This is a genomic window from Saezia sanguinis (genome assembly GCF_963921665.1).
In the GTDB taxonomy this organism is placed as follows: domain Bacteria; phylum Pseudomonadota; class Gammaproteobacteria; order Burkholderiales; family Burkholderiaceae_C; genus Saezia; species Saezia sanguinis.
In genome coordinates, this window is record NZ_CAWUGC010000008.1 from 54,872 (window position 1) to 73,929 (window position 19,058).

The 19,058-nt window shown below is 49.6% G+C and carries 21 protein-coding genes and 1 tRNA gene; 5 read left to right on the forward strand and 17 right to left on the reverse strand.

Annotated elements, in window-relative coordinates:
- The first annotated feature begins 98 nt into the window (after positions 1-98).
- Complete coding sequence (locus AACY98_RS05835) at positions 99-527, forward strand: hypothetical protein (protein ID WP_126978415.1); 429 nt, start codon at positions 99-101, stop codon at positions 525-527.
- Between the two features lie 64 nt (positions 528-591).
- Here AACY98_RS05835 and AACY98_RS05840 read toward each other — a convergent pair whose 3' ends face one another.
- The 5 genes from AACY98_RS05840 to AACY98_RS05860 all read right to left on the reverse strand — a co-directional run bounded on the left by AACY98_RS05840 (position 592) and on the right by AACY98_RS05860 (position 5,343).
- The gene (locus AACY98_RS05840) at positions 592-1,125 is read right to left on the reverse strand and encodes a hypothetical protein (RefSeq protein ID WP_339802757.1); all 534 of its coding nucleotides are present in this window, start codon (positions 1,123-1,125) and stop codon (positions 592-594) included.
- An 87-nt stretch (positions 1,126-1,212) separates the two neighbouring features.
- Complete coding sequence (locus AACY98_RS05845; protein ID WP_339802759.1) at positions 1,213-2,298, reverse strand: sulfate/molybdate ABC transporter ATP-binding protein; 1,086 nt, start codon at positions 2,296-2,298, stop codon at positions 1,213-1,215.
- A 26-nt stretch (positions 2,299-2,324) separates the two neighbouring features.
- Complete coding sequence (cysW, locus tag AACY98_RS05850) at positions 2,325-3,395, reverse strand: sulfate ABC transporter permease subunit CysW (RefSeq protein WP_339802763.1); 1,071 nt, start codon at positions 3,393-3,395, stop codon at positions 2,325-2,327.
- Positions 3,392-4,285 carry a sulfate ABC transporter permease subunit CysT gene (gene cysT, locus AACY98_RS05855; RefSeq protein ID WP_339802765.1) on the reverse strand — a complete coding sequence of 298 codons (894 nt, stop codon included), beginning with the start codon at positions 4,283-4,285 and terminating at the stop codon, positions 3,392-3,394. The genes cysW and cysT overlap by 4 nt, the downstream gene beginning before the upstream one ends.
- Positions 4,286-4,314: 29 nt before the next feature.
- Positions 4,315-5,343 (reverse strand): sulfate ABC transporter substrate-binding protein, encoded by a 1,029-nt coding sequence (locus AACY98_RS05860; protein ID WP_339802768.1) that lies wholly within the window; start codon positions 5,341-5,343, stop codon positions 4,315-4,317.
- 537 nt (positions 5,344-5,880) lie between these two features.
- Between AACY98_RS05860 and AACY98_RS05865 the strand changes: the two genes are divergently transcribed.
- The gene (locus AACY98_RS05865) at positions 5,881-8,718 is read left to right on the forward strand and encodes a valine--tRNA ligase (protein ID WP_339802771.1); all 2,838 of its coding nucleotides are present in this window, start codon (positions 5,881-5,883) and stop codon (positions 8,716-8,718) included.
- A gap of 163 nt (positions 8,719-8,881) precedes the next feature.
- Positions 8,882-9,796 (forward strand): UTP--glucose-1-phosphate uridylyltransferase GalU, encoded by a 915-nt coding sequence (gene galU / locus AACY98_RS05870; RefSeq protein ID WP_339802774.1) that lies wholly within the window; start codon positions 8,882-8,884, stop codon positions 9,794-9,796.
- A gap of 236 nt (positions 9,797-10,032) precedes the next feature.
- Here the strand turns inward: galU and AACY98_RS05875 are convergent, their stop codons facing one another.
- From AACY98_RS05875 to cysM, 3 genes are all read right to left on the reverse strand, one after another.
- Positions 10,033-10,275 (reverse strand): sulfurtransferase TusA family protein, encoded by a 243-nt coding sequence (locus tag AACY98_RS05875; protein ID WP_404948022.1) that lies wholly within the window; start codon positions 10,273-10,275, stop codon positions 10,033-10,035.
- Positions 10,276-10,375: 100 nt separating this feature from the next.
- On the reverse strand, positions 10,376-10,603 hold the full coding sequence (locus AACY98_RS05880; RefSeq protein ID WP_339802777.1) for a sulfurtransferase TusA family protein: 228 nt from the start codon (positions 10,601-10,603) through the stop codon (positions 10,376-10,378).
- Positions 10,604-10,696: 93 nt separating this feature from the next.
- On the reverse strand, positions 10,697-11,599 hold the full coding sequence (cysM, locus tag AACY98_RS05885; RefSeq protein ID WP_339802780.1) for a cysteine synthase CysM: 903 nt from the start codon (positions 11,597-11,599) through the stop codon (positions 10,697-10,699).
- Positions 11,600-11,660: 61 nt separating this feature from the next.
- Here cysM and AACY98_RS05890 point away from each other — a divergent pair.
- Positions 11,661-11,745 (forward strand) — tRNA-Leu (locus AACY98_RS05890).
- Between the two features lie 242 nt (positions 11,746-11,987).
- Positions 11,988-12,413: a hypothetical protein gene (locus AACY98_RS05895; RefSeq protein WP_339802783.1), complete on the forward strand. Its 426-nt coding sequence runs from the start codon at positions 11,988-11,990 to the stop codon at positions 12,411-12,413.
- A 28-nt stretch (positions 12,414-12,441) separates the two neighbouring features.
- Here the strand turns inward: AACY98_RS05895 and AACY98_RS05900 are convergent, their stop codons facing one another.
- The 9 genes from AACY98_RS05900 to AACY98_RS05940 form a co-directional block, all read right to left on the reverse strand.
- Positions 12,442-12,633, reverse strand: coding sequence for a hypothetical protein (locus AACY98_RS05900; RefSeq protein WP_339802785.1), 192 nt, complete (start codon positions 12,631-12,633; stop codon positions 12,442-12,444).
- Entirely contained in the window at positions 12,633-13,319 is a 687-nt protein-coding gene (locus tag AACY98_RS05905) for a hypothetical protein (protein ID WP_339802788.1), read from the reverse strand. The genes AACY98_RS05900 and AACY98_RS05905 overlap by 1 nt, the downstream gene beginning before the upstream one ends.
- 52 nt (positions 13,320-13,371) lie before the next feature.
- Entirely contained in the window at positions 13,372-14,046 is a 675-nt protein-coding gene (locus AACY98_RS05910; RefSeq protein ID WP_339802791.1) for a hypothetical protein, read from the reverse strand.
- Between the two features lie 14 nt (positions 14,047-14,060).
- Positions 14,061-16,073, reverse strand: a complete 2,013-nt coding sequence (locus AACY98_RS05915; protein ID WP_339802794.1) for a hypothetical protein — start codon at positions 16,071-16,073, stop codon at positions 14,061-14,063.
- A gap of 45 nt (positions 16,074-16,118) precedes the next feature.
- Positions 16,119-16,649, reverse strand: coding sequence for a hypothetical protein (locus AACY98_RS05920; protein WP_339802797.1), 531 nt, complete (start codon positions 16,647-16,649; stop codon positions 16,119-16,121).
- Entirely contained in the window at positions 16,633-17,418 is a 786-nt protein-coding gene (locus AACY98_RS05925; protein WP_339802800.1) for a hypothetical protein, read from the reverse strand. Before AACY98_RS05925 ends, AACY98_RS05920 begins: the two co-directional genes overlap by 17 nt.
- Positions 17,418-18,245 carry a hypothetical protein gene (locus tag AACY98_RS05930; protein WP_339802803.1) on the reverse strand — a complete coding sequence of 276 codons (828 nt, stop codon included), beginning with the start codon at positions 18,243-18,245 and terminating at the stop codon, positions 17,418-17,420. The genes AACY98_RS05925 and AACY98_RS05930 overlap by 1 nt, the downstream gene beginning before the upstream one ends.
- A gap of 17 nt (positions 18,246-18,262) precedes the next feature.
- Complete coding sequence (locus AACY98_RS05935; RefSeq protein WP_339802806.1) at positions 18,263-18,811, reverse strand: DUF4123 domain-containing protein; 549 nt, start codon at positions 18,809-18,811, stop codon at positions 18,263-18,265.
- Positions 18,760-19,058, reverse strand: a 299-nt coding sequence (locus AACY98_RS05940) for a DUF2345 domain-containing protein (RefSeq protein ID WP_339802809.1), incomplete at its 5' end; no start/stop codon positions are given. The genes AACY98_RS05940 and AACY98_RS05935, both read right to left, overlap by 52 nt.

The window sequence follows — 19,058 nt, forward strand, 5'->3', positions numbered from 1 at the left end:
ATAATCAGACCACATGATCCGTTTTAACTGTATCAGCAGGCTTGCTTGGCCCACTGATATGCCGGCAACCTAATTCATTGTTTTCAAAGCATTTTTCTATGCCAAAATCCATACGTACTTTGACCCTTGCCTGCCTTGGCGCTATTGCCCTGAGCGGATGCCAGTTCCTGGCTGATATCATTCCCGCTGCCCCCCGTACCGACGGACCGGCACCAGCAACCGGCACTGCGCCGGAAACCATTACTTTTTACAGTGCAGATAACCCACCATGGGCTCGGCTGCATGTAGGCAAAATGGCATGCGCTGAAGGCGTGTCGTTCAACATCAGCCGGGCTGATGCCAACAACGAACTGGACCTGAACTGGAAAGGCCGGCAATACACGTTGCGCCGTGTACAGACCTCTTCCGGCGCATTCCGTTATGAGGACCCGGCATCAGGCATGGTATTGATCCAGATCCCGGCCAAGTCTTTGTTGCTGGACGCTAAAATCGGCCAGCGTCTGGCTGATGAGTGCAACCCCGGATAATTACACCTCTTCTGGTCTGCACAGAACATGAAAAAAGCACTTCCACATGATGGAAGTGCTTTTTTTATTCATACATCCTGCCCAGCTCCAGCAAACGTCCTATAAAAAACCAACCGGTGTCCTTTTCTGTGCCCTCTTCTTCCTCTTCCCAGTCGCTCATGCATTCAATGCCGCAACTCAGGTTACTGAACGGATCAAAGTTGTACCACCAGTTGCCGGTTTCAGACTCAATGCCGTAATAACGGTCTTCATTCTGAAGTTGTTTGCCCTGCATTTTATGCAGTTCTGCTATCTGAAATTTCAAAACAGCCAGACTGTATGCCATACCGGCAACCGGATCAGAACCGCTTGCGGATATCTGCTCCACATCAGGGCTTTCGGCCAAATCCAGCCACGCGTCATTGAAACATGCGGGCTCAGACGTAATCGCCTGTTTCAACACCTCCAGCACCAATTGTCGTGACGCCTGCTGCCTGACATATTGTTCTTTGCCATCAGTCAGAATTTTATAAAGCGCCAATAAATACGTTTTCAAATCTCTGCTTTGCAGATTATTTTCCAAAAGCCCAATTTCATCCGCAAAATCATCCAGCGTCATGGCATACCTCAGTCAGTTTCCAACATTATAGGTATACCTGCCAATCAGCAGTTTCATGAGCCTCATATGAAAAGCAGAGTCAGCGCATTATTCAGATACAAACACCCTCGCCTGTTTGGGCACAGCATGCAAATGTGCGCCTTCCCGCACATTCAACGCCCGAAACGTACCCGTGTCGACATAGGCTTCCAGCGTATCAGCTTCACCGGCCTGTACCGTATCCTGGCGGCGCAGTTCCAGCCGTGCGGTAGGCCCAATCACCATGGCGCGCACCAGCTCCACCGGGAGCCCGGCAAAACCTGGCCTCCCCTGCTGATCCGCAGTCAATTCAAAATCATACGGGCGCACATATGCCACCGCATTCTGAGCTTTTGCATCTGTATACTCAGGCACGGCCCATTGAACGCCGTTGACATTCATCACCCCTTGGCTGACCTGCCCGCGCAACTGGTTGACATCGCCCAGAAAACCATACACAAACGGACTGGCCGGGTTCTCCCATACCTCCTGCGGTGAGCCCACCTGCTCAATCTGCCCCTGATTCATCAGCACCACACGGTCTGCTACTTCCATCGCCTCTTCCTGGTCATGCGTGACAAAAATGCTGGTCACATGCAGGTCATCATGCAGCCTGCGCAACCAGCGGCGCAATTCCTTGCGCACCTTGGCATCCAGCGCGCCGAAAGGCTCGTCCAACAGCAACACTTTGGGTTCCACCGCCAAAGCCCTTGCCAATGCAATGCGCTGGCGCTGTCCGCCGGAAAGCTGCGCCGGATAACGGTCTGCCAGCCAGTCCAGTTGTACCAGCTTGAGCAGGGCATAAACCTTTTCTTTGATTTCCGCCTTGCTGGGGCGCTGTCCATGCGGCTTCACGCTCAAACCAAACGCCACATTGTCAAACACTGTCATATGGCGAAACAGCGCGTAATGCTGGAACACAAACCCCACCTGCCTCTCGCGCACATGCTGATCGGTCGCATCCAACCCGGAAAACGCAATTGTCCCCGTGTCTGACGACTCCAGCCCTGCAATGATGCGCAGCAGCGACGTCTTGCCGCAGCCCGAAGGCCCAAGCAACGCCACCAGCTCTCCCGAATGCACATCCAGGTTGATATCTTTCAGCGCCTGAAACTGCCCAAAATGTTTATTGACCTGACGAATTTCAATGCTCATGATTTACTCTTTTCAAATCCATATCGTTATTCTGCCGGCTGCATAGCGGCACGAGACGCCTGATCAGCAGAATTCACTGTAAACGCTTTCACTCTTTCACCCGGGTTTTGTTGCATGAGTGAAGGCGCTGTTACCGGCTCTGGCGGCAGGTCTTCAATCATCTTCAAAGCCCGCTCATGCCGCCATTCGGCAATGCTTTTAATCACCAGCGTCACCAGTGCCAGCATCGCCAGCAATGACGCCAGCGCAAACGCGGCAGCACCCTGATAATCGGCATGCAAAATCTCCACCTGCAGCGGAATGGTATTGGTCTGCCCACGGATATGGCCTGACACCACCGATACCGCGCCAAACTCCCCCATGGCCCGCGCATTACACAAAATCACACCGTACAGCAACCCCCACTTGATGTTAGGCAACGTCACCTTGCGAAACACCTGCCAGCCACTCGCGCCCAGCACCACTGCGGCCTGCTCCTCATCGTTGCCCTGTGCCTGCATCAGCGGAATCAGCTCACGCGCCACAAACGGGAATGTCACAAACAGCGTTGCCAGCACAATACCCGGCACAGCAAACACAATCTTGATGTCATGCGCCTGCAACCAGCCGCCAAGCCACCCCTGCGCGCCAAACAACAAAATAAACAACAGCCCGACCACCACAGGCGAAACCGAGAACGGCAAATCCACCAGAGTAATCAGCAGCGACTTGCCGCGAAACTCAAACTTGGCAATGGCCCAGGCCGCCGCCACACCAAACACCACGTTCAGCGGCACCGCAATCAGCGCGGTCAGCAATGTCAGCTTGATCGCTGCCATGTTATCCGGATGATTCAGCGCCCCCCAGTACGCCTGCAAGCCCTGCCGGAGCGCTTCCACAAACACCGCCACCAGCGGCAGCACCAGAAACAGCAGCATGAAACCCAGCGCAATGCCAATCAGAATACGCCTGACCCAGGGTGCCTCAGTGGTATGGACACGGCGTGCAATACCATGCTCGCCACCATAGATAATGGTCGCGCTGCTCGGCAGCTCTCCGCCCAGGTTTGCACGGGAAGCCAACACATCCTGATGTATCACCTTTTCAGCAACCATCATCTGTCCCCCGCCCCGGTACGGCGGCGCTGCCAGGCCTGCAAGCCGTTGATCAGCAACAGCAGTACAAAAGAGATCACCAGCATCAGCACCGCCACAGCCGTAGCTCCGGCATAATCGTGCATATCCAGTTTACCGATAATGACCTGCGGCGCAATCTCGGACACCATCGGTATATTGCTGGAGATAAACACAATCGAGCCATATTCACCCACGCCACGCGCCAGCGCCATGGCAAACCCGGTCAGCAACGCCGGCGAAATGGCCGGGAAAATCACCCTGTAAAAAATCTGCCAGCGCGATGCACCCAGGCAAGCCGCCGCTTCTTCCAATTCTTTTTCCGTATCTTCCAGTACTGGCTGTACCGTACGCACCACAAAAGGCAATCCGATGAAAATCAGCGCAATCACAATGCCTGTGCGGTTAAACGCCAGGTCAATACCGAGCGGGGCAAACAGTTGCCCCACCCAGCCGTTGCTGGCCAATATAGCCGTCAATGAGATACCGGCCACTGCTGTAGGCAATGCAAAAGGCAGATCCACCAGCGAATCGACAATCTTTTTGCCCGTAAACTTGTAGCGCACCAGTACCCAGGCCACCAGCAGGCCAAACACCGCATTGATCATTGCCGCCAGCAGCGCGGCGCCAAAACTCAGTTGCAGCGAAGCAATCACGCGTGGCGCGCTCACCGCTTCCCAGAATCCGGCCCAACTCAGCGTCAGCGTTTTACCCACCAGCGCTGCCAGCGGAATCAGCACAATCAGGCTCAGGTAAAACACTGTAAACCCCAGCGTCAGGCCAAACCCGGGCAGCACCCGGCGCACCTTGCGCTGGCGCACTGCCGGAGCCTGCCCGCCTGAGGCCAGTGCTTCAATGTTGGCGGCTGTATTCATTACCTTACCTTTTGCCTGTTCTGATCAACTTATTTCGGGCCGGTGTAAATCTGGTCGAAAACACCACCATCGCTGAAATGCACTTTCTGCGCTTCGGTCAGGCTGCCGAAATACTGCTGCACGGTAAACAGCTTGATCGGCTTGAAAAAATCTGCATGACGTGCCAGCACCGCTGCAGAACGCGGACGCAAAGCATGGCGCGCGGCAATTTCCTGGGCCTCATCCGAATACAGGTATTGCAGATAAGCCTGTGCCAGTTCACGTGAGCCGCGTTTATCCACGGTACGGTTGATGATTGCCACCGGGTTTTCCGCCACAATGCTTGCCGACGGGTAAACCGCTTCCACCCTGCCCTTGCCAAACTCGCGTTCGACCGAAACCACTTCCGATTCAAACGTAATCAGCACATCACCCACGTTCTGTTGCAGGAATGCAGTGGTTGCCGCACGGCCACCTTTGGCCAGCACAGGCACATTCTGGAACAGCTTGGTCACAAACGCTTTGGCCTGCTCAGGCGTACCGCCAGTGCTCAGCACATAACCCCAGGCCGCCAGATAAGCATAACGCCCGTTACCACCGGTTTTTGGATTCACCACGACCACCTTCACGTCGGGGCGGATCAGGTCGTTCCAGTCATGGATATTTTTCGGGTTGCCCTGGCGCACCAGAAACAGCATGGTGGAAGTGGTCGGCGCGGCATTATCAGCAAATGCCTGCGCCCAGTCTTTCGACACCACGCCGGCATCGGCCAGAAAGTCGATATCGCTGGAGGTATTCATTGTGACCACATCAGCATCCAACCCGTCAGCCACCGCGCGCGCCTGCGTGCTGGAGCCGCCATGCGCCTGGTTGATCGTCACACTCGCACCGGTTTTTTGCTGCCAGTAAGCCTGGAATGCCTTGTTGTAATCGCTGTAAAACTCGCGCGCCACATCATACGAAGCATTCAGCAAGGTATTGGGCTGCGAGGCCGGCTGGGCTATGGCCACACCGGTAATGCCGGTTATCACTGCCACGGCCAAAACAGCCAAAGTCAATTGAATCGATTTGAAGTTCATACATACTCCTGTCTGGAATCATGCCGGTGCTCTTGCCACATGTCCGGCTTTAAATTGTCATCTTGGGAAATAAGGGTTACAAGGTCACCGCTTTCATTTCAGCGGCATTATGTTTCCCCAAAGCAGGGAAACTTTCTTTTTATCGGCAACAGCGCATGTGGCAAATGATCATGATGAATTCTCTTATTGTGAAGTCACCGGGCAACCGGTCTTGTTTTTATTTCGCAAACTGCGTAGCCTTTATTCTGAACCTCTATACTTAAAACTCAAACCATTGTTTTTTTATGTTCATATAACTATTAGGAATATAGAGGTGTTAAACAGCTCAAGAGACGCTTACCCCTTCAAACTCACACCAGGCAGTAGCACAGACAGCAGCCCCTTCTATTATGAAAACCTGCCCATGAAACCCGACTCTGGCCTAAAATACAAGGTTTGGCTCTGCTCGCTGGTGTCAACCGTATTTTCCATACTGGCCAGCTTTGCACCAGCAAGGGCCTGCAAAACATGAACAGAGATCGCATAAGAGAATCACAAATGACTGAACTCGCCAAATCTTTTGAACCCGCAGCCATTGAAGCCCACTGGGGGCCACTGTGGGAAGCCCGCAATCTGTACCAGCCCACGCTGGATCAAAACAAACCGTCGTTTGCGATTCAGCTGCCACCGCCCAACGTCACCGGCACACTGCACATGGGGCACGCGTTCAATCACACCATCATGGACTCGCTGACCCGCTACCACCGCATGCGCAGCTTCAACACGCTGTGGGTGCCGGGCTCAGACCATGCAGGCATTGCCACACAAATCGTCGTTGAGCGCCAGTTGCAGGGCGAAGGCAAATCCCGCTATGACCTGGGGCGTAAAAACTTTGTCGCCCGCATCTGGGAATGGAAAGAGCAAAGCGGCTCCACCATCACCCAGCAAATGCGCCGCATGGGCGATTCGGTCAGCTGGTCGCACGAATACTTCACAATGAACGAACAGTTGTCCAAAACCGTCGTTCAGACCTTTGTTCAACTGTACAAAGAAGGCCTGATCTACCGCGGCAAACGGCTGGTCAACTGGGACCCGGTACTGCTATCCGCCGTATCCGACCTGGAAGTTGAAAGTGAAGAAGAAAACGGATCGCTGTGGCACATCCGCTACCCGGTGGAAGGCAGCGATGAATATGTGGTCGTGGCCACCACCCGCCCGGAAACACTGTTTGGTGACCAGGCCGTCATGGTGCATCCGCAAGATGAACGCTACACACATCTGGTTGGCAAAAAAGTCCGCCTGCCGCTGACTGACCGCCTGATTCCGGTCATTACCGACGAATATGTCGACCGCGAATTCGGTACCGGTGTGGTTAAGGTCACGCCCGCGCACGACTTTAACGACTATGCCGTGGGGCAGCGGCACAAACTGCCGATGCTCGAAATTTTCACGCTGGACGCCAAAACCAACGACAACGTGCCCGAAGCCTACCGCGGACTCGATCGTTTTGTGGCACGCAAAAAAGCGGTCGCTGACTTGCAGGCCCAGGGCCTGCTTGAAAAAACCGAACCGCACAAACTGATGGTGCCGCGCTGTGCGCGTACCGGCCAGGTGGTAGAACCCATGCTGACCGACCAGTGGTTTGTCGCCATGAGCAAGCCTGCCGCTGACGGCAAAAGCATTGCGCAAAAAGCCACTGAAGTGGTTGCCAATGGCGAGGTCAAATTCTTCCCTGAACAGTGGGTCAACACCTACAACCAGTGGATGAACAACATTCAGGACTGGTGCATCAGCCGCCAGTTATGGTGGGGCCACCAGATTCCGGCCTGGTATGGCAGCAACGGGGAAATTTTTGTGGCCGAAGACGAAGCGGCAGCACAGGCACAAGCCAAAGCAGCAGGCTATACCGGGGAACTGACCCGCGACGAAGACGTGTTGGACACCTGGTATTCATCGGCACTGGTGCCCTTCTCCACATTAGGCTGGCCTGAAAAAACACCGGAGCTGGAACTGTTCCTGCCCTCTACGGTACTGATCACCGCGTTTGACATCATCTTTTTCTGGGTGGCACGCATGATCATGATGACCGTGCACTTCACCGGCAAAGTACCATTCAAGCACGTGTATATCCACGGCCTGGTACGCGATGTACAGGGCCGCAAAATGAGCAAGTCTGAAGGCAATGTGCTTGACCCGGTAGACCTGATTGACGGCATTGCGCTGGACCCGCTGCTGAAAAAACGCACCACCGGCCTGCGCAAGCCTGAAACGGCGCCCAAAGTCATTGAAGACACCAAGAAAGAATTCCCCAGCGGCATTCCTGCCTATGGCGCAGACGCATTGCGCTTTACCTTCGCCGCGCTGGCCTCGCTTGGGCGCAACATCAACTTTGACTCCAAACGCTGCGAAGGTTACCGCAACTTCTGCAACAAACTGTGGAACGCCACCCGTTTTGTACTGATGCAATGCGAAGGCCAAGACTGCGGGCTGGAAAAACACGACAAGAGCCAGTGTGCACCCAACGGCTACATGGACTTCTCCGCAGCCGACCGCTGGCTGGTCAGCGAGTTGCAACGCGTTGAAGCCGCTGTGGCACAGGGTTTTGCCGACTACCGGCTGGACAATGTGGCCAACGCCATCTACCAGTTTGTCTGGGATGAATACTGCGACTGGTACATTGAAATCGCCAAAACACAAATTGCCCACGGCACCATGCAACAACAGCGCGCCACACGCCACACCCTGATTCGTGTGCTGGAAACCGTGCTGCGCCTGCTGCACCCGGTTGCCCCGTTTATCACCGAGGAACTGTGGCAAACCGTTGCGCCCATTGCCGGCCGCAAAACGGCAGGCGAAGAGGCATTCATTGTGCTGGCACCCTACCCGCAAGCGCAGCCCGAGCGCATTGACGATGCTGCCTGTGCCTGGATGGGCCGCTTTAAACAGGTCGTTGAAGCCTGCCGCGGCCTGCGCGGTGAAATGAATGTATCTCCGGCGCAAAAGCTGCCGTTGTATGTGCAGGCAGCCGGCGAAGATGCCGAGTTCATACAAAAAGCCCTGCCCGCCCTGCAGGCCCTGGCCAAACTCTCAGAAGTCAAGGTATTTGCAGACCAAAGCGAATGGCAGGCCGCGGCCAAAGCCGCCCCTGTGGCAGTCGTGGGCGATCTGCGCCTGTGCCTGTTCATGGAAGTGGATGTACAGGCTGAAACCGAACGGTTAGGCAAAGAAATCAAGCGGCTGGAAGGCGAAATAGCCAAGGCACAGGGTAAACTGTCCAACGAAAGCTTTGTCGCCCGCGCTCCACAAGCCGTTGTGGAGCAGGAAAAAGAAAGGCTGGCCGGCTTTACCGCCACGCTTGAAAAAATACAGGACCAGTTGAAACGCCTGGATACATAGGAACTTTCATGCGTTTGGTGTACCATAAGTGAAATCAGCCTGCCTGATACCTCTGTGTATCAGGCTGTGCTGGCCACTTATGGGCATGTATGCACAAGCCTTTCATACCCATAACGAACTGGGCACTCATACAGTAACGAACCCTATTGATTGATAAAACATCATGACAGACAAATCCAAACAACTCGTCAAAACCGCTGTTTTTCCTGTAGCTGGCCTGGGTACACGCTTTTTGCCCGCGACCAAAGCCAGCCCCAAGGAAATGATGCCCATTGTGGACAAACCGCTGATTCAGTATGCGGTAGAAGAAGCTTATGCCGCAGGCATCCGCAACATGGTGTTTGTGACCGGGCGCAATAAACGCGCCATTGAAGACCATTTTGATACCGCTTATGAACTGGAAAGCGAACTGGAGCGGGCTGGCAAATCAGCCCTGCTGCAGATTGCACGCAACGTGGTGCCCGAAGACATGAACTGCCTGTTTGTGCGCCAGCCACGCATGATGGGCCTGGGCCATGCGGTATTGTGCGCTGCCCCGCTGGTCGGGCACTTTCCATTTGCCGTGCTGCTGGCTGATGACCTGATGATTGCCGGGCAAAGCGGAAAATCCGTCCTTGCGCAAATGGTGGAACAGTACAACGTTTACCACAGCTCCATTCTGGCTGTGCAAGAGATCCCGCCAGAGCACAGCAAACGCTATGGTGTGGTCGCCGGCAATCCGCTGGAAGAACGCTTGGTGAAAATCGGCACCATAGTTGAAAAGCCGGAACCCGCCAAAGCACCTTCCAACCTGGGTGTGGTTGGACGCTATATTCTGAACCCGGCTATTTTTGATCACCTCAGAAGCCAAAGCGCCGGTGTCGGCGGAGAAATCCAGTTGACCGACGCCATTGCACATCTGCTCAAAGATGAACTGGTGCTGGCTTACAAATTTGACGGTAAGCGTTACGACTGCGGTGCCAAAGACGGATTTCTTGAAGCCACCGTTGAAATTGCGCTGCAACATCCGGAAGTCGGAGAAATCTTCCGCCGCTATCTGGACCAGCATGTCTGCAAAAAACCTGCGGCTAAAAGCTGAGGTTTGCCAATAAAACATGCCTGAAACTGGCCTGACTCTGCCTCCAAACATTGGGGCGGCCTTACACCAGCCTACAGAATATCCAGGCTAAGTTGCCACCGAGCACGTGCAACAACTGGGTCAGTAACATGATCCAGTTGAACCATGCGCCTGCCACGGCATTTGAAGCACTGTTTGCAGAATTGCCTACAGTGGTATTTTGAAAAATGGAATAAAGTTGACGCAGAAAACCTGCTTCACCGGCGTTCAATCACCGTCACAAACTCTTCGCCAAATTCTTCCTGAGAAATCAGCCTGTTACCGGTCTGCTTGGCATAACCGCGAAAAGCCTGCATCGAACTGGTATCTACAGACCTGATTCTCAACACTTGCCCGCTAGCCATCTGTGCCAGCTTTTTTTTCGTTGCCAGAATCGGCACCGGACATGGCAAATCGCGTGTATCGAGCTCGTAATCAACCTGGATCGTATCTAATAACATTGACTTTGATGAATTATCAATTACGGGAATCACACTCTTTTGAAACACTCTTCCCTTGGTCTTACAAATATCACTGAGCCCCTTTGTCAGAGACCGTTCACTAACGCCGACGCAACACTGTAATACACTCATCGCCTTGTTGCTGCTGCTCAACCAGTTCATTACCAGTTTGCTTGGCAAACGCCTGAAAATCCTGCATAGAACTGCTATCTGTCGCTACCACCCGCAGCAGTTGCCCACTACTCATGGTTGCCAGTGCTTTCTTCGCCTTCAAAATAGGCAGCGGACAAAATAACCCGCGTGCATCTAGTTCTTGATCCACTTTCATCTATTTTGTTCCCAGAAAACGCCCTCAGCATACAGCAGAAAACCTGCTGGTCCTATTGTGGCATACCCTATACCAGGCACACATTCATGCAGATCAAAGCGGGAACACACCGGTAGACAGATAACGGTCCCCGCGGTCGCACACAATGAACACAATCGTTGCATTCTTGGCCTGACGCGCCACTTCGAGCGCGCACCAGAGAGCCCCGCCAGTAGAAATTCCGGCGAAAATACCCTCTTCACGTGCCAGACGACGCGTCATCTCCTCCGCATCCTCCTGCTGCACATTCACCGTTTGCGTCAGCAATGCCGGGTCAAAAACCTTCGGCAAATACTCTGCAGGCCATTTGCGGATACCTGGAATACTGGAACCATCAGCAGGTTGTGCGCCAATCACCTGAACCTCCGGGTTCTTTTCCTTTAAAAAACGCCCAGTCCCGGTAATCGTGCCTGTCGTACCCATCGCACTCACAAAATGCGTCACCCTGCCCTTGGTCTGCTTCCAGATCTCCGGCCCGGTCGTTTCATAATGTGCTCTCGGATTATCGGCATTGGCAAACTGATCCAGCATGTATCCTTGCCCTTCAGCCACCATTTTGGCGGCCAGATCCCGCGCATACTCCATGCCACCGGAACGCGGTGTCAGAATCAGCTCGGCACCATAGGCCTTCATCGTCTGGGCACGTTCAACCGACAGATTTTCAGGCATGATCAAAATCATGCGGTAGCCCTTCATCGCAGCAGCCATCGCCAGCGCGATCCCCGTATTGCCTGAAGTCGGCTCAATCAGCGTATCACCCGGGTGAATTTCACCGCGCTCCTCGGCCCGTCGAATCATCGAAAGCGCCGGACGGTCTTTCACGGACCCTGCCGGATTATTCCCCTCGAGCTTAGCCAGAATGATATTGTTACGTGCTGTAATATCCGCGCCAGGCAGCCGTACCAGTTGAACCAATGGCGTATGTCCAATGGCATCTTCAATACTTGGATATGTCATTATGGCTTGCCTACCCTCTGTACAAAAAAAAGAATACCCGTTATACTACCACCTTTCGCAAGCCCAGGTGGCGAAATTGGTAGACGCAGGGGACTCAAAATCCCCCGCCGCGAGGCGTGACGGTTCGAGTCCGTCCTTGGGCACCAGAAAAACAAAAATAATAATCAATGTGTTAGCTTATCGGGAGCTAGCACATTTTTTTATGTCACTTCAGATGTCTTACGAGATATTCTGAAAAAAATACAAATCGTCGTTTTTAGAAATTGCTCAGCTACTCATTCCTGAGAATGAGCGATGCAAGTGTCAAACTCTGACTTTCATAATCAGTCGCTATTGATGCTCACTCAGAAGAAACGACACTCCACTATTTTGCAAGAGGACACAGCAGATGGATCAGATTTTGATAAAAGAAATCATTATAGGTATCATTTTAGGAGTAGGTATCTGTGCTTGCCTGACATTCATGCTCAGAGGAGCAGAAAAAATAAAAAAACATCAAGAAGAGACTGGGAAGCAAAAAGGAACTGTAGGGCTGCCATCCATCGGACTGGGCATACTATTCATATTCATTACATTTGGGCTTATTTTTTACTTATCTCACAAGTTCGGAATTGAAGCAATCTATGATCGCGACGATTCTCGTGTCATTCCCCTGCTCGGTAGTATTGGGCGCTTCAACTGGCATGTTTCTGCACCTGCTATAGCTATTTGGGTTATCTATGCAATGACAATTAATGCCATTGCCAAACGTGCCAGCCATGATCAAACAGAGGGAACAGAAGAGTTTGATTTAAATAAAACCAATCAATTGTGATCGCATTCAGCATAAAACCCGTTGCACATCAATAAATGGCTTCGGGTTGCGTCTGCATATTTTGTATAGTCCCCACCAACTGGCCAGTTTTATTTCTATCAAAAAATTCAACATCAAACCGCTCCATAGAGGCCTCTTGCGCAAAAGAGTTCACCGTAAAAGCCAACACCAAAGCAAACATGGCGATGGCATTACGCAAGCAAGTTGAAAGCTTGAGCATCACTGGCCTTCTTTGGGCGTATTGGCCATTTTTTGAAGATACGCCTCTAAAACAGACACAGGCTCTTTGGTATTGGTATGAAGGATATGCAGAACTTCTCCCGTAGTACCATCTACCAAAAAGGAAATTATGGCCTGACTAGGTGCCGGGCTGGCAAGATCATAGCAATCCACTGCATAATAAGGAAATAAGGGATCAACACCATGAATGCCACGCGCTAAGCGATAAATATTATCCGAATTCAGTATGTCAATCTTATAGTCTGCCAGCATCTTGGCGGCAAGGGCTTCTATAGAAAAGGAAAAGTATTGATCTCTATCATTCACCTCTTCTTTTATGAGATTCCCATGTCCATCATAGTACTTACTGACACCAGTAAAAAAGGAGTAAAACTTTTGTGTCGTTGTTATCACATATCCTTGCGGGTTATATAATTTTCTATATGTATAAGCGGACTGAGGAGGCGTCCTATCCTCAATATAGCCTCCCCTAGAGGCCTCAAACTGATGTATCTTTGTGCCATCAGGCAAAAGGAATACTCCATTGTTTTCTATTAGATTACGCTTAAATGCTTCGATATCAAATTTTTCCATTGCAGCTTCCTCTTGTGCCACACTGGTAACAATACAACCCAGCACCAACACAAGCTGCAGCAGCATTCTGAATAAAGGCGTTATTGGTTTCATTTATCTGTCTAGTTTACTTTATTCCACCATCACGATACGCATAATATAAAAACTACTTACTCTCATTGCCCTGGCGCGATTTGATAAACTCCTCATACAAAGTGCCTCTGCTTCTATCTCCCATAAGGCGTGTCGTTACAAATAAAACAGCCCCATCTTTTCCGCTGATAATAAAAGCGTTACCTGGTGTGCTTCCCTGAATACCAGAAATCACCACCTCATACAAAGGTAGCCCTGTATTCTGCTTATCAACATACCGGTTAAAGCCCATGACAAGCTGTGAATCCATAATATCAATATGAAATTTATCCAGCATAATTCGGGCAATCTCTTCAACGCCTAAATCAAACCCTTGCTCGTGATTCACTTCTTCGGTCACATTACCGTTAATGTCATAGTATTTCCAGATACCTGTTGTCACACGGTAAAAATGAGAAGCACGTATTTTGAGATAACCGTTTTTATAATAAACGTTGGTTTGGCTAAAAGGGCTTGACGCAGATCTGATCTCTTCCACATAGCCATCATCACTCTCCACTGTTCGGACAAGTTCCCCCGAAGACAGTGTATAGCTCCATTCGTTACCGGTTTTATTTCTATTAAAAACTTCAATATTAAAAGGCTTCATATCTTGACTTTCTGTAATGTTTATTTGATGCGTCTGCGCATACCCTAATGAACTGACCGCAACATAACAAATAAAAATGAATATAAATCTAAAGTCCATTTAAAATAATCGTCCTATATATTTTTACGCATCAAATCCCACTGCCATTTCCAAGTATAGTAGCTATTCATACGATAACTCATGATATTCCATGCTGATAAATGACTGGTTGCATGCTGCCCATGATGATAGACATATTTTTGGTTGGCATTACCAAGAGGATTGCTGTCTCTATGGGTATGGTACAAAGATAAACAATGCAACGCTTCATGCGCCACTACATAGTCCCAACTGGCATTGGGTATCGGCATAGTCATTATCAGATTTTTTGCACCTCCAATCTTTTGCACAACCCCCATTCCACCAGCAAAATAAGAGGACTCACCAAACATGAAAACATGAATGCTGTTTCGATACTTGCCAACATCTTTTTCAAATTTTGCCCGGAGATACCTGTGCGTACCTTCATGCGGGTATTTCGCATCAATCGTTGCATCATCGATAAATTGTCCTGTGGCAGCATCAATATATGTGCCTCCTGCCCGAAAATTTAGATCTGCCCTTAGGTCCAACCAAATATCCTCATAAGCTTTTGTCGTTGAATTCCACCTCTGTGTTGTAAATGTCGGATAGATCAGAGATTGATACATCACATCATAAAATGACTTCGATTCACCTGCCGATAAATTCCGCCCTAATGAAGGGACGCCTGTTGCATTAATATCCAATTTAACTTTAATGACAACAATATCTAGTTCTTTCCTATGTTTAGAGTTATTGGGACACACACATAACTTACCTGCAAGGGATTTACCCTGCATTTTGTTCATTTCTTCAGTGTTTTTGGTGACCTGCTCCTGTTTTTGTTCAATCTCCTGTTGCTTGGCCGCACTCTGGTTTTTCTTTTCTTCCAGTTCCGCTTTTTTAGCCTCCAATTGCTTTTGCATATCTTCAAGCTGTTTTTGCGGGGCTTCCAGTTGGGTTTTCTTTTGGGCGATCTGCTGTTCCAACTGTGCAACTTCTGCTTTCAGTTGGTCTACCTTGGCCTGATCTTTTTCTCTTTCCCCCGGTAGGTTCAGTTTTTGAAAGTCCGGGTTATCTGTGGCCTGTTTTTGCTCATCGCTCAACAATGAAAACGCCTGGAGCTGGCTTTCTATCGTCTGATAAATGGTTTTTTTGGCAGCGCATTGTGCCTCGAGCGCGGTAATTTCTGCTTCCAGTTGGCTGACAGTGGCCTGCTGCGTAACGACCTGAGCCTCCTGCGTCGTAACCTGCTCTTGCAGTGTTTGTGCTTCTGCTTCCAGCGCGGCTTTCTCCTGCTCCAGCGCCGGAATATCGGTGTCATTCAACTGTTTGTTTTCCTGCTCCAACTGGTCTATTTCTACTTGGGTATGCTGATAATGGTGTGCCCAAATATCAATATACTGATTTGTAGAATATTCTTTGATGCACTTGACCTTGATGGTATCCGGCAAATCGTGGTTGATACCCGGACTGTTGGGCGCAAAAGCCACACCCGTAGCAGGAATGGTGATGGGGCTGCCCGATGCCGCCGCGCCGGTAGGATACTCGATGGTGAAATACTCCGACGGGAAAACAATTTCCAGTGCCTTAGGCTTGGTATCGCCCTGCACATTAATAATCAACCGCAGCTCTGCTTCAAAAGGGGGCTTATGTACTAAATCACTTCCACTTTTCTTTTTATATTCATCATTAATTTTGTCACTGATATCCTTTGAATAGAGATTCATCCATGGAACAAAATACTCATTTTTAGGCGCAACTCTGTGGCTGTTTACATTTAACTTGAAATACTCTTTTTTTAGCTCTGTATAAGCTGCCGCAGAAGAGCCCAAATCCGATGTCGCATCTTTGTACCCATCCAAAATACAATCCTCGTACTTGATCTCGTGCTGAGTTGCAGGACTGTCATCTATTCGCAGCCAGTCAAACCCGAACTCGCCACGCCAGGCCCGATTGGGCCTGAATTCGACAATGGTATGGTTTAACATGCATACCATGGCTGTGCTTTTACACTCCTCGGTACAGCCTACAACGCCGGTTGGATCACTTGTTCTTTTTCCCATCAGAACATTCCCTCCATATTCTTTAAATCAGCACAAGACGGTTAGTTATTGGCTCTTCAGGTGCAATACCGTTTTTCCTTCAAAAGAAACGGCTTCTTCTGAACCTGCCTGGCGGACTGGCATGACTATATGAATTTCTGCAAGCACATCAATGTGGTTTTGATTGCGAAACTGCTCTAATTCCGCATCAAAAATAATCCAGTCAAAAGATATGCTTTGTCCAGGAGCAAGCAAAATCAACTTTTCCATCAGCTGGGGGTCTGCCAAATTTCTTCTTAATGGTGTTTCTTCGCCTGTTTCTCTATCTTTAAGCGTTATAAACGGACCTGTTGCTTTGATATATTCAAACGGGATTTCAAGACCTTCCTTTATGTTATTCGTGATTTGTATCACGATAAAGAGTTCTCCGTCGCCAGTAAAAATGCATTGAGGGCCATCCTTGCAATAAGCAGAAATTGTAAATAATTCATTTGTACGCATGACCTGCTCCTCAGTTTTGGCATGAATCGTCAATGGAATCGCCATGATAAATAAAAATAAAAAATGAATAAATGGTTTTCTAAATGGTAATGGCACATTTAACCCCTGAAATATCAATAAGGTCTTTGGCCTCAATGGCAAAAAACCACCCATGCCGTTGAGCTATTTTTGTATTTGAATGTGTAGACATGATGCTAGAAGAAGTATCAGAAGAAGGTTTTGACGGGGGTGCATTAATCGCAGTATCTAACGTGCCATCAGGTTGGTAGTACTTAACAGTATCTGTACCTGTACTGTATGAGTATTCATCAGGCAGCCCAAAGCAATGTCCAAACTCATGGGCATACGTCCAAACAATGGTTGTTTTGGAAACGTTTATGACAGATCCACTCACACCTTCTCTTGGATAAGTGCTGTGAACCTTCATCGTATAGTGCTCATTGGAAGTAACCCATACAACTTTGAACTTGATGGGTAAACTTTTTACAGGACAATTTGCAGTATCAGGATGAGTAATTTGCAAATTAAACTTGCCATTCCAATGACTTAAGCTACTTTGCATATTACTTTTAGCCGCAGTAACATCTGCCACACTGACACCACTTTGAGCCTCCGCTTTGATTCGTATTTCAACGCTGGCTTGTGTACCGGTTTTTAAAGGAATATAAATCTTAAATTTCTTGGAATAAACAGAAGTATATGACGAGCTATCAGGTTTATACCTTTCAAAATACCTTCCTCTACTGTTTACACTAATTTCCTTTTCATAATCTTTATTCCAGCAAACAACGCATACACTCACAGGATCAGAAACTTCACACGATGCATCTGATGCAGAGTGAGGGGCACTTGTTCTTTTTCCCATCAGGATATTCCTCCTTGCCCAGAATGCTGCTGTAATAAAAATACTTTCTCATTCTCCACTGCGGCCCGCAGCCATATTTTCCCCCGGCTGGCCAACTTTCTTGCCATCACCATGGCGTTATCAACAACCAGGGTGTAATCTACATAGCTGCTGGTTTTCTCTAACCTTGCCCAGCTATAAAATGGATCGTGGTCAAACTGGTGGCCTAAGAGGTACATTAGTAAAACAATCACCCCGGCCGGTCGTGCCTGGTCAAAACCATAGCTTTGCAGTGCTTTTTGTTCACCCTGCTCAATTAACACCGCCAATGCAGGGGCACCACTGGTTTCGTATTTTTGCGGGTAGCACTCCTGCATGATCTTGAGCATATAAGATGAAAAACCCGTTTTATATACGTGAAGCTCTTCTACATTGAGTTGTTCTATTTTTTCTGCTGCCTCAAAAAAATGCTGGCTTTGTGGACCTAAGATCTGGTCGAAATAATCTGAGGTTAAACGGTGGAGTCTGGAGCTTTGCTCTATTTGGGACAGGTGCTTATTGTCAGCCAGTGCTTTTTGTATCCACGGGTATTGAGGATCGGTCTCAAAACCAGCTCCAAACGCAATCATCATGTCGATGTAAAACTGAACAGGCCCCCTTTGGGTAAAACCGCTTTGCTCGGCTTTTTCAACACAATCCTTCAGTACCTGCCTGAGCCTGGGCTCCTCCATGGTTTTCCTCAGATACGGATAACATTCATCACAATGCACAACCAACTCGCTAATGTAGTTATCAAGCGCATAAGGTTCAAGTTTTTTCAACTGTTTTTCTTTTATTTTGATTGCCATTGACTCCGCCCTTCAGTTTATGTCAGGTACTGATACTGCCCATCTTTCTTCAACGCCCACACCAAAACATCTGCCAGCATTTTGCTTGCTACTGCGTCCTCCTTAAATACAGCAATCAGCCCCTCAAGGCACCTGGGGTCATAGTAGCGAAAAAACATTTTTTTACCATTTTCAAGCTCGCCAAACAAAAGGCTTCTAAGTTGCCCACACAGCGGCTTAAACTCTTTTGAACTCCACAGCCATACCACGGCAGGCTTTTGATCCTCAATAGCCAGAATTTTTTCAACAAAATCTGCATTCTTTTTTGTATCCACCTGCACCAGCAAAGGCCCTGCTTCTACCGACACCGCATGAGGAGTTCCGATAAACAAAGACCTGGACACAATGTTCAGTTCCTTTGTCACTGCCGGATAAAAATCCTCCGCCAGTTGTGCACAATCAATGATCACATACAGGTGCGCGCCATTCTCTTCATTTATCCCTGGTGGATGTGGCAACAAAACCTTTTGGCTCATTATGCAATCTCCATCATGGCAGAAGCTCTTTGAGCTGCGCGCTTCAAACATTCTATGCACAAAGGTTCGGTTTCAAATGCCGGCATACTGTAGCTCAAACTAGTCGGACCCTTGAACGGGAAACTCGCCGCCTTATGCTCAATGATCCCCGGACCGTGCAGATAAATGTTGCCGTCACAGATCTTGATATAAGCCCCTCCTGATGTCAGCAAGATCTCCTTCTCCGCTGCCACCTCCACCTTGTCTTCCGTGGACACGATCTGCATCTTCTTGTTGGCAAACAATTCCACGTTGTTCT